This is a genomic window from Thiomonas sp. (assembly GCF_054608695.1).
In genome coordinates this window covers 1-11088 of the sequence record NZ_JBTRXV010000110.1, presented here as the reverse complement: position 1 = coordinate 11088, position 11088 = coordinate 1, and the positions used below count along the sequence as shown (strand labels likewise).

Genomic DNA, 11088 nt, shown 5'->3' with positions numbered 1-11088 from the left:
CCGCTGCAACTCGCCCCCACCCGCGCCGCGCTGCGCACCGCCGTGCCGTTGATGCGCTGGGCGCTGCGCGATGGTGTGGCGGCGCAGGCGCGCAAGCGCCTTCAAGCGCCGCCGTGCGCCTGAGCACGGACGTTCCCGGGCAACGCAACAACTGTGGGGCGACGCGGCTGCAGCCACGCCGTCCCCTGGGACGATCCAACGCCGACGCGCCGGCATGCATGGGGGTGTATGCCAGGCTTGACGCGGCGCAATCCATCAGCAAAACTGTTTGGTTTCATCGAAACAATATGTTGGACTTGTTGCATGTTTACCGGAGAATGCGCTCACATTCATGAATACGGACATGGCGATGAAACGATGGAGCGAGCCGTGGCGACTTTGGGTCGGCGCGGCTGCGTTGGGCTTGTGCGGATGGGCGCAGGCCGGGGTGTTGCCCGGCCCGCTGGTGACGCCGCTATGGCTCAATGCCCATGCCAAGGAGGTGCAGGTCGTCGATAGTCGTGACAACCTCAATACCTTGTCGGACAACCCGAAGTTCACCACGGTGAATGGCAAGAAAGTGCTCGATGTGGTGGGCGGCCACATCATCGACGCACTTTCGGTCAATTTCTGGGGGCTGCGGCAAAAGCGTGACATCGACGGCAAGAAGGTGGACGTTCTGCTGCCCACGGCCGAGGAGTCCCAGGCCAGCATGCAAGGCGTGCAATTGCAGCAGGACGAGCCCATCGTCGCCCCCACGGGCGACGATGCGACCTCGCTGCAGGAAGCCGCGTTTTTCGCCTGGGAGCTGCCACTGTTCGGCGTCCCGGCCGAGCAGATTGCGGTGCTCGACGGCGGCACGCATGCGTGGATCGCCGCTGGCTGCCCGGTGGATACCGACGCCATCGCCCCCATGACCTCCAGCCAATGGAAGGCCGAACCGCCCAGCCCGAAGCTCCTGGCCAGCACCGAACAAGTGCAGGCGGCGCAGCGCGCGCGCAAGCCACTGCTGGATGCCCGGCCGCCGGCGCCTGATTCGTGCTCGACCGCATCATGGGCCTGCGTGAATACCCAGGCGGCATGAACGCGTGGGTGCAGCGCGGCCTGCCGGTCGCCAAACTTTGATTCGGGCCGGGACGATCGGGGCAAAGATCTCGAACCGCTCCGGCTGTCGCCGCTTGCTGCACGCATCGGACCCCTGGCGTGCCACGACAAACAGGGGCCCAACCCACCCGTTCACGAGGAGACAATCATGAACACACACAACTGGACGCGCATGCTGCGCCACGCACTGCTGGCGCTGACCCTGGCCCTTGGCGGCCTGGGCCTGGCCCAGGCCGCCAATCCGTCGATGCTGAAAGATTTCAACTTCGACAAGCCGACCTTCATCCACGACCTGCCTTTTGCCCAATACAAGCTGGTGCTGCAGATCGACGATGACAATCCGGCGCTGTGGAACCTTGCACTCAACAATGCGCAAAACGTGCTCGACTACTTCGGCCAGGAAAAGGTGCGCATCATCATCGTCGCCTTCGGCCCGGGGCTGAAGATGTTCTTGAAAGACAGCCCGGTGGGCGGTCGCATCGCCGCCCAGAACGCCGAAGGCATCGAGTTCGACGCCTGCCACAACACCATGGAAGCCATGGCGAAAAAGATCGGTCACATGCCGGTGCTGGTGCCCGAAGCCGTAATCGTGCCGGCCGGTGTGGTGCGCATCATGCAGCTCGAAAAAGCCGGCTTCGCCTACATCAGGCCCTAAGCAGGGGCGCTTCAGGCCGCGGCCAGCGCCTCCAAGGCGTCGTCGAATGCCGCGATGAGGCGGTCGGCGTCGGCTGCGGTGTGCGCCGGGCAGGCCAGCACCATATTGTGGAAGGGCGTGAGCAGCACGCCGCGATTGAGCAGCGCGAGCTGCAGGGCGGCTTCCAACGCGTCGCGAAAAGCGGCGCGAGCCGCGCTGCCGTTGCGCGGCCGCTGTGGCGCGAACTGGCATTCGCAGCGCGCGCCGATGCGGGTCACGCACCAGGGCAGGCCGCGCTTGGCAATCACCGCCTCCAGGCCATCGGCCACGCGCTGCGCGGTGGCGAACATGCGGGCATAGGCGGCGTCGGTCATCACCTCGGCAAGCATGGCGCGCATCAAGCGCAAGGTGAGCAAACCGGCCGATAGCGTGGTGCCGATGCCGGAATGCCCCGGAGCCGCCGCGCCCTTGGCCTGCTGCATGCGCGCGCCCACTTCGGCGCTGAAGCCATAGGCCGCACCCGGCGTGCCGCCGGCAATCGGTTTGCCCAGCACCAGGATGTCGGGCTGCAGGCCGCAAGCGCGGGTGTAACCGCCGGGGCCGCAGGAGATGGTGTGGGTCTCGTCCAGCACGAGCAGCGCGCCGTGCTGACGCGTGAGCGCACGCACGGCCTCCATGAAACCGGGGTCGGGCAACACCATGCCGATGTTCGTGAGCACGGGCTCGGTGATGACGCAGGCCACGTCGCCCGCAGCCAGCGCGGCTTCGAGCGCGGGCAGATCGTTGAACTCGACCACGCGGGTGAAGGCGGCGAGATCGTGCACCTGGCCGAGCAGGCTGGGCCGGGTGTGGGTGCTGCCATCGGCCGCGAGATCGACGAACACATCGTCCACCGTGCCGTGATAGCAGCCGTTGAACACGACGATGTGTTGGCGCCGGGTGATGGCGCGCGCCCAGCGCAGCACGAAGCGGTTGGCGTCGCTGGCGGTGGCGGTGAACTGCCACATCGGCAAGCCGAAGCGCTGCTCCAGCAGCGCGGCCACGTCCAGCGCCACGCTGGACGGCAGCATGGTGGTGGCACCGTCGCCGCCAAACTCGGCCAACGCCCGCACCACCGGCTCCGGGCTGTGGCCGAACATCGCGCCGGTGTCGCCAAGGCAGAAGTCGATGAGCTCGTGCCCGTCCACATCCCACAAACGTGCGCCTTGAGCCCGGTCGACGAACAGCGGCACGGGCGAAGGCGTGTCGGCCATCCAGTGCATCGGCACGCCGAACAGGAAATGGCGCGCAGCTTGCGCATGCAGCGCGCGCGACTGCGGATGGTCGGCCAGGAAACGGGCCGATTCAGCCGCGAAAAAACGCGCGATGCGTTCGGGCGTGTGGTCGGTGCTCGGAGCGAGGAGGGTGTTCATGCAAGGGCTGACGCGTTGGCAGGCAGGGAGTCTGGGCGAACTGGCTCGGTCGTGCGCAAGCGCATGGGCGCCGAAGTGGCCCCGCATCCGTTCCCGGAAATGGCCCCTTCGAATTGCCAGAATATGGCCTATTCTCCAGTCCGCTTTGTGTGCAGTCAATGTGTGCATTCAACCGCGCATCGGTGTTGCCGAGCTCGTTCACATCTCCACTCAAAATCATCATGGCGCAACACGGCTTCGCATTTCTCGCGCAACAGCGTTTCCTCGGCGCCGCCTCCGCTTCTGGCGGCGCCACCCCATTCGGCGTGGCCGGCGTGGCGTGGGACGGCGCCACCACCAACCGCCCTGGCGCCCGCTTCGGCCCGGCCGCCATCCGTCAGGCCAGCGCCATGCTGTGCGACGCCACCCATCCCTTGTTCGATCTCGACTCCCCCACAGGCGAGCGTGGGGGCTCAACATCCCCAGTCGTGCATCTGCAAGACCACGGCGACCTGCACCTGCCCAACACCAGCCTGGTCGCCATGCGCGCGGTGCTGGAACCTCAGGCCGAAGCGCTGATGCGCAGCCAGCACATGCTGTGGCTGGGCGGCGATCACTCCATCACCTTGTCGCTGCTGCGCGCGGCGCGCAAGGTGCATGGGCAGCCGCTGGCCGTGCTGCATTTCGACGCCCATTGCGACACCTGGGCCGACCATTTCGGCGAGCCTTCCGGACACGGCACCTGGGTCTACGAGGCCGTGCAGGAAGGGCTGGTCGTGCCGCAGGGTTTCGTGCAGGTGGGCATCCGCTCGGCCGGTGAGCGCGAGGCGCGCGAGTATGTCAACACCATCGGCGGGCGCGTGTTCACGGCGCGCGCATTGCGCGGGCTCGACGGCGCGGCGCAGCTGGCCGGCGTGGTGCGCGACATCGCCCAGCGCCTGCAGGCAGCCGCAGCACCGGTGTATCTGACGCTCGACATCGACTGTCTCGACCCAGCCTTCGCCCCCGGCACCGGCACGCCCGAACCCGGCGGCCTGAGCACCAGCCAAGTGCTCACCCTGCTCGAAGAACTTTGCGTCTTGCCACTGCCGTTGATCGGCATGGACTGCGTCGAAGTGGCGCCGCCTTACGACCACGCCGAACTCACCTCGAACGCCGCCGCCGTGTGCGTCTGGACCTACCTCTGCGCGCGTTTGGCTGCCGCTGGGCATGCTGCAGCGGCGGCCAAGTCATGATGCGCCTGCAGCAGCAGTCTCAGGCTCTGGTCGAGCATTCCTACTACCAGGCCACCGCCCGCGCCGCGCCCAGCCACGCACCGCTGGAGGACACGGTGCGGGCGGATGTGTGCATCGTCGGCGCCGGACTGGCCGGCTTGTCGGCCGCGCTGGATCTGGCGCGGCGCGGCATGAAGGTGGTGGTGCTGGAAGCCATGCGCGCGGGCTGGGGCGCGTCTGGCCGCAACGGTGGCCAGGCCCTGGCGGGCTATGCCAGCGAGATGGGGCCGTTCGAACAGCAGCTCGGCCAGGCCGCCGCACATGCCGCCTGGAACATGTCGCTCGAAGCCTTGCGCCTGATGCAGGCGCGCATCACCCAATACGCCATCGACTGCGACTGGACTCCCGGAGCGCTGACCGTCGCCGTCACGTCGAAAAAGGCCCGCGCGCTGCAGCATTGGGTGGAGCACATGCAAACCCGCTACGGCGCGCACCACCTCGAATGGCTGGACGGCGCCGCCACCCGTGACCTGATCGGCAGCCAGCGCTATTGCGCCGGAGTGATGGACCCGCTCGGCGGCCACCTCCACCCGCTCAACTACACCCTGGGCCTGGCGCGTGCCGCCAGCGTGGCCGGCGCCATCCTTCACGAGCGCAGCGAGGTTCTCACGGTCGAATCCGGCAAGGGGGTGGTCGCGGCTGGAGCGCAGGACCAGATCCAGTTACCGGCTTCGATGCGCGCCGGAGGCCGGGCGCGGGTGCGTACCGCGCAAGGCGAGGTGCATTGCGACCACATCCTGCTCGCCGGCAACACCAACCTCGGCGCGGTGGCGCCGCAGCTTGCGCGCCGCATCATGCCCGTGGGCACCTACATCATCGCCACCGCGCCGCTGGGGCGCGAGCGTGCCCAGGCGCTCATCCGCAACCGCGCCTGTGTCAGCGACAACCAGTTCGTGCTCGACTATTACCGCCTCGCGGCCGACGACCGCCTGTTGTTCGGCGGCCGCGTCAGCTACTCCACCGCGTCGCCGCGCGACCTCGCCGCCACCATGCGCCAGGGCATGCTGCGGGTGTTCCCGCAACTCGCCGACGTCGGCGTCACCCACGCCTGGGGCGGCTTCGTCGACATCACCATGAACCGCGCCCCCGACTTCGGCCGCATCGCGCCCGACATCACGTACCTGCAAGGTTTCTCCGGCCACGGCCTGGCCCTCGCCGGGTTGGCCGGGCAGTTGGCGGCCGAAGCCATCGCCGGCCAGGCCGAGCGCTTCGACCTCTTCACCCGCCTGCGCCACCGCCCCTTCCCCGGCGGCGACCTGCTGCGCACCCCGGCGCTGGTGCTGGGCATGCTGTGGTACCGGCTGCGCGAGTTGTTGTAGCCGTGTAGCGCTGGGCCAGCTTCAAGGTTCGCTTGAGCGCGACATGGCCAAATAGGCCACAGGCTCGACTGCCGCCTGCCTTTACGGCCTGCAGAACTGCGGCAGGCAGCTCCAACAGACGCATTGGGCGGCCTGTCACGAACCATGAGGGCTCTTGTGTATCTGTGTGGGCCTGTGTGTGTCCGAGCGGGCCCCGATTCCTGCCAATTTTGTTCAAGCTGCATTGACTAAAGCATCAATAATCTCCTGCTCTTACCCCAGAATCTTGACCAGGAAACGTCAGTAACAAGTCAGAAAAATGGATTTGTGACATTCAGTAACAATTATGCTGACTTACCTGTCTTCCGGTTTGTATTGAGCGGACCTAGCATCGGCGGGCCGAATGGCATCAAACAAACTTGATCGCGACAAGGAGACAGCAATGCATGAAGAGGACAAGAGCGGCGGTGATTTCGCCCGCCGTGATTTTTTGAAAATCACCGGAGCGGCTGGGTTGGCCGCATTGCTCGCCAGACCGCAACCCAGTTGGGCCGCGAGCGAAGTGCCGATCAAGATCGGTATGGTCGATCCCATCACCAGCACCTTCGCCGCGCTGGGGCATAGCGAGATCAAGGGCGCCAAATTCGCCGAAGCCGAGATCAACAAATCCGGCGGGATTCTCGGGCGGCCGCTGCAGCTCCTGGTCGAAGACGGCGCCGGCAACCCCGGCACCAGCGTCGACAAGGTGTCGCGGCTGGTGAGCCAGGACAAGGTCGACTTCCTCATGGGCACGGTGAATTCGGCATCGTCGCTGGCGGTGTCGCAATTCGCGGCGCAGCACAACAAGCTGTTCCTGTGTACCGGCGGCCACGTCGACAGCCTGACCGGCAAGGAGTGCAAGAGCACCACGTTCCGCACCTGCTCGACGACCTGGATGCTGACCGCCGGAGACTTCGAGGCCATCGCCTCGAAGTTCGGCAAGAAGTGGTACTTCCTCACCACCGACTACGCCTTCGGCCAGTCCGAGCAGGCCGACTACACCACCCAACTGAAGAAAGTGGGGGGCACCGTGGTGGGTGGGGCGCTGGCGCCGGTGGGAACCACGGACTTCTCCTCTTTCCTGATCGACGTGAAAGCCAAGGCGCCGCAGGTGCTGTGTCTGCTGCTGGCCGGGAACGACCAGGTCAACTGCATGAAGCAGATCGCGCAGTTCGGCATCAACAAGGACATCGCCGTGGCGGGTGCCCTGTTCGAGCTGGAACAGGCTCAAGCCCTGCCGGAAGCCGCGCGCTACGGCTGGTGGACCATGGAGTGGTACTGGAATCAGCCCAAGACGCCGCATGTGGCCGACTTCGTCAAGCGCTTCTCCGCGGCGAACAATGGCGAATATCCCTCTGCCCGCGTCTGGTTCGGCTATGCCTCGACCTACGCCTTGAAGCTGGCAGCGGAAAAGGCCAAGTCCACTGAAACGGCCAAGGTGGTGAAAGCCATGGAGGGCTTGGTGCTGCCGCCCGAAATTGCGTTGCAACCGGGTAACGTGTTCTACCGGCCGCAGGATCACCAGCTCATGCTGGGGATGTTCCCTGGCCACGTGATCCAGACCGGCAAGTACCCCAACTTGTTCAATGTCACGGAAATCGTCCCGGGCGAGAAAATCGCGCTGTCGCCTTCCGAGACCGGTTGCGTGCTGCCGCGCGCCTGAGTTCGCCCCCACCCGCCGCCACTGCGCCTCCCGGCGCAGTGGCTTTTTATGCATCTGACGGATCGGAGGCCTCTCTTTGAATATCGTCCTCATCTTCAACCTGTTCAACGGGTTGATCACGGGTGCGTTCTACGCACTCCTGGCACTCGGCTTGGCCCTCATCCTGGGGCTGAACAACACCATCAACTTCGCCCAGGGCGCCTTCATGGCGCTGGCGGCGTATTTTGCCTACACCCTGGCACCCTATCTTGGATTCTGGGGCGCGTTGCTGCTTGCGCCCTTGCTTGCCGGAGTGCTGGGTCTGGTGGTGGAAGTCTTCCTGATCCGCCGCCTGTACAAGCGCGATCCGTTGTACTCCCTGCTGCTGACCTTCGGCCTGGCGATGATCATGCAGGACATGATCCGCACCATCTGGGGCGCCACCGGCGTGCCGCTGCTCATTCCCGAATCGCTCGGCCACCCGCTCAGCCAGACCTACTTTTTCCTGACCGGCTACCGCCTTTTCGTCGTTGGCGTGGCGCTGGTGGGAACGGCGGCGCTGTTTGCCGTGCTGCGCTTCACCCGCCTGGGCATACGCATCCGGGCCGGGAACGCCGATCTGGAAACGGTGTCGGCGCTGGGTGTGAACATCTACTTGTTGCGCACCGCCAACTTTGTCATCGGCATCATCTTCGCCGGGGTTGCCGGCATCCTCGCTGCCGGCCAACTCGGGCTGGATCCGACCATGGGTGACAGCCTGCTGATGCCGGCCTTCGTCGCCATCGTCGTCGGCGGCGTCGGCTCGCTGCTCGGCTCGCTGATGGGCGGCTTGCTGATCGGCGTTGCCTCCGGCGTGACGACGGCCTATTTCCCGTCCGCCAGCGAGGCGGTGATCTACCTCATCATGGGCCTGATGCTCGTGGTGCGGCCGCGCGGCTTGATGGGCCAAGAGGGGCTGCTGGAATGAAGGACGACATGACTTCCGCACTGGCGGCGCCAGCCGCGCAATCGGGCCCAGCCATTCGCCGCAATGTCCACCTTGGCACCTTGCTGCTCGCCGCGTTGCTGCTGAGCGCGCCAGCATGGCTGCCTTATGTCGGCGGCTACAACGACATCGCCTCGCGGGTGCTCATCTACGCCCTGGCGGCAATGGGTCTGAACCTGCTGCTCGGCTTCACCGGCGGCTTGTCGTTCGGCCATGCCGCCTACTTTGGTCTGGGCGCCTATGGCGTGGGCTTGATGCTCAAGTACGCCACGCACAACGTGCCGCTGGCGCTGCTCTGTGGGACCCTGCTCGGCGGCTTGGTGGCGACGGTGCTGGCCCCCATTGCGGTACGGCGCAAGGGCATTTATTTCGCCATGATCACCATTGCCATCGGCCAGTTGTTCTACTTCATCGCCATCCGCTGGCAAACGGTGACGGGCGGGTACGACGGGCTCACCGGTTTTTCGCGCCACGCCATTCCCATCCTGCCCGGGGTGAGTTGGACGCTGGGCTCGACCGGCTTCTACTACCTCGTGCTGCTGTGTTTCGGCGTGGGTGCGGCGGTGCTGTGGATCGTGCTGAACTCGCCGCTCGGCCATATCTTTGTCGCCATTCGCGAGAACCAGAAGCGCCTGACCTTCCTCGGTGTGCGGGTGCAGCGCTATGCCGCGCTGTCTTTCGCCATCTCGGGTTTCATCGTTGCCCTGGCCGGTGGGCTCAACGCCCTGCTCGACAACTTCACCTCGCCCAACAGCCTGAACTACACCTTGTCGGGCGATCTGGTGGTGATTGCCGTGCTCGGCGGCATGCGCAACTTCTGGGGGCCCTTCGTCGGCGCCGCCATTTTCGTGCTGGTGCGCGACTACGCCAGCAACGTGACGAACAACTGGATGTCGGTCATCGGCCTCATCTTCATTCTTTCGGTGCTGTTCTTCCCGCTCGGCATCATGGGTTTCCTGCAGCGCAAGAAGGTGGAGAAATGAGCTTATTGGAGTTGCAATCCGTCTCGCGTCGCTTCGGTGCGCTGCAGGCGCTGAGCGATATTTCGCTCACGGTCGATCAGGGCGAGTTGCGCGCGGTCATCGGTCCCAACGGCGCCGGCAAGACCACGCTGTTCAATCTCATCAGCGGCTTTTTCCCGCCCAGCGGCGGCAGCATCCTGTTCGACGGCAAGCCCATCACCAAGGTCAATCCGGCGTCGCTGGTGCAGCAGGGCATCATCCGCACCTTCCAGATCACCGAGATCTTCCTCTCGCTCTCGGTGCTGGAGAACCTGCGCATTGCCGCCGAAGTCGCCATGGGCGTGAGTCACCGGCCGTGGATGACGCGCGCCCTGCGCACCCGCATCGACGAGCGCGTGCAGGAACTGATGCATGTCGTCGGCATCGGCTCCAAGGCCGACCGCATCGCCGGCGAACTCTCGCATGGCGACCAGCGCGTGGTCGAGATCGGCATCGCCTTGTCGCGCAGCCCCAAGCTGCTGCTGCTGGACGAGCCCACCGCCGGCATGGGCGACGAGGAGACGCAGAACATGACCGCCCTGATCCGGCGCCTGAACAAGGAACAGGGCATCACCACCCTGTTCGTCGAGCACGATATGGAAATCGTCTTCGGCATCGCCGACCGCATCACCGTGCTCGACAACGGCACCATGCTGGCCGAGGGCAACGCCCACGAGATCGCCAACAACCCGGCGGTGCAGGCCGCCTACCTGGGGCAGGCGGCATGAGGGCAGACAACAGCTTCAATTCGGAAGATGTCACAGGCGTCGCAGGGAGGGGCCGCACATGAACAAGGTGCTGGAGGTGGACGCGATCCACACCTATTACGGCAAGAGCCACATCCTCAAAGGCGTGTCGCTGCATGTGGGCGAGGGCGAGCTCGTCGCCCTGCTCGGGCGCAACGGCGCCGGCAAGTCCACCACGCTGCGCTCCATCATGGGGTTGACGCCGCCGCGCCAGGGCCATGTCCGGCTGTTCGGCCAGGACGTGACCGGCGCTTCGCCGTCGCGCATTGCCACCATGGGTGCGGGTTACGTGCCCGAGGGACGCAAGATTTTCGGCCACCTCACAGTGCACGAGAATCTGCTGGTGGCGCGTGAAACCAAAGGGCAGTGGACCCTCGACACGGTCTACAAACTGTTCCCGCGCCTGCACGAGCGCCGCACCAGCAAGGGCGGGCGGCTGTCCGGTGGCGAGCAGGAAATGCTGGCCATCGCCCGCGCCCTGCTGCTCAACCCCAAGCTGCTGATTCTCGACGAGCCTTCACAAGGCCTGGCGCCCATCATCGTGCAGGACGTCATGCGCACCGTGGCGCGCATGAAAAGCGAGGGCATCTCGGTGCTGCTGGTCGAGCAGAACGCCTTCCTTGCGCTGCAACTGGCCGACCGCGCCTATGTCCTGGGCGAAGGTGAGATTCTTTATGACGGCGACGCTGCCGCGCTGGCCGCCGACACCGAGCGCATGGAGCAACTGGCTGGTGTGGCACACGCCGGTTGAGGGCTGAAGATCTGATGCCTCGGACCTGAGTTTCGGAGTCCTGGCGCCGGTTGGTGTGAAGCAAGGCGCTCGGCGCCTTGCTTCACACGCGCTGATGGCTTCGAAGCTTTGGCTTCAGCCTATTCGATAGCCCGAGTAATGTCCTCGATGACCTTTTTGGCGTCGCCGAAGACCATCATGGTTTTATCGAGGTAGAACAGGTCATTATCCAGGCCGGCATAGCCGGTGGCCATGGAGCGCTTGT

Annotated in this window: 11 protein-coding genes; 9 read left to right on the top strand and 2 right to left on the bottom strand. The window is 65.4% G+C overall.

Annotated elements, in window-relative coordinates; genetic code table 11:
- The first annotated feature begins 343 nt into the window (after window positions 1–343).
- Both ACYCUK_RS21335 and ACYCUK_RS21330 read left to right on the top strand, forming a co-directional pair.
- Entirely contained in the window at window positions 344–1063 is a 720-nt protein-coding gene (locus tag ACYCUK_RS21335; RefSeq protein ID WP_461596642.1) for a hypothetical protein, read from the top strand.
- Window positions 1064–1231: 168 nt separating this feature from the next.
- Entirely contained in the window at window positions 1232–1738 is a 507-nt protein-coding gene (locus tag ACYCUK_RS21330) for a DsrE family protein (RefSeq protein ID WP_461596641.1), read from the top strand.
- Between the two features lie 11 nt (window positions 1739–1749).
- Here ACYCUK_RS21330 and ACYCUK_RS21325 read toward each other — a convergent pair whose 3' ends face one another.
- Window positions 1750–3129 carry an aspartate aminotransferase family protein gene (locus tag ACYCUK_RS21325; RefSeq protein WP_461596640.1) on the bottom strand — a complete coding sequence of 460 codons (1380 nt, stop codon included), beginning with the start codon at window positions 3127–3129 and terminating at the stop codon, window positions 1750–1752.
- A 221-nt stretch (window positions 3130–3350) separates the two neighbouring features.
- Here ACYCUK_RS21325 and speB point away from each other — a divergent pair, with 221 nt between their 5' ends.
- The 7 genes from speB (at window position 3351) to ACYCUK_RS21290 (ending at window position 10844) form a co-directional block, all read left to right on the top strand.
- Entirely contained in the window at window positions 3351–4343 is a 993-nt protein-coding gene (gene speB / locus ACYCUK_RS21320) for an agmatinase (RefSeq protein WP_461596639.1), read from the top strand.
- Window positions 4340–5701 carry an NAD(P)/FAD-dependent oxidoreductase gene (locus ACYCUK_RS21315; RefSeq protein ID WP_461596638.1) on the top strand — a complete coding sequence of 454 codons (1362 nt, stop codon included), beginning with the start codon at window positions 4340–4342 and terminating at the stop codon, window positions 5699–5701. Before speB ends, ACYCUK_RS21315 begins: the two co-directional genes overlap by 4 nt.
- A 421-nt stretch (window positions 5702–6122) precedes the next feature.
- The gene (locus ACYCUK_RS21310) at window positions 6123–7382 is read left to right on the top strand and encodes an ABC transporter substrate-binding protein (protein WP_461596637.1); all 1260 of its coding nucleotides are present in this window, start codon (window positions 6123–6125) and stop codon (window positions 7380–7382) included.
- Window positions 7383–7458: 76 nt separating this feature from the next.
- On the top strand, window positions 7459–8328 hold the full coding sequence (locus ACYCUK_RS21305; protein ID WP_112484813.1) for a branched-chain amino acid ABC transporter permease: 870 nt from the start codon (window positions 7459–7461) through the stop codon (window positions 8326–8328).
- Between the two features lie 8 nt (window positions 8329–8336).
- Entirely contained in the window at window positions 8337–9329 is a 993-nt protein-coding gene (locus ACYCUK_RS21300; RefSeq protein WP_461596636.1) for a branched-chain amino acid ABC transporter permease, read from the top strand.
- On the top strand, window positions 9326–10075 hold the full coding sequence (locus ACYCUK_RS21295) for an ABC transporter ATP-binding protein (protein ID WP_461596635.1): 750 nt from the start codon (window positions 9326–9328) through the stop codon (window positions 10073–10075). The genes ACYCUK_RS21300 and ACYCUK_RS21295 overlap by 4 nt, the downstream gene beginning before the upstream one ends.
- Before the next feature lie 58 nt (window positions 10076–10133).
- The gene (locus ACYCUK_RS21290) at window positions 10134–10844 is read left to right on the top strand and encodes an ABC transporter ATP-binding protein (protein ID WP_461596634.1); all 711 of its coding nucleotides are present in this window, start codon (window positions 10134–10136) and stop codon (window positions 10842–10844) included.
- Window positions 10845–10963: 119 nt separating this feature from the next.
- Here the strand turns inward: ACYCUK_RS21290 and ACYCUK_RS21285 are convergent.
- On the bottom strand, window positions 10964–11088 hold a 125-nt coding region (locus tag ACYCUK_RS21285; RefSeq protein ID WP_461594130.1), incomplete at its 5' end, for an NAD(P)(+) transhydrogenase (Re/Si-specific) subunit beta.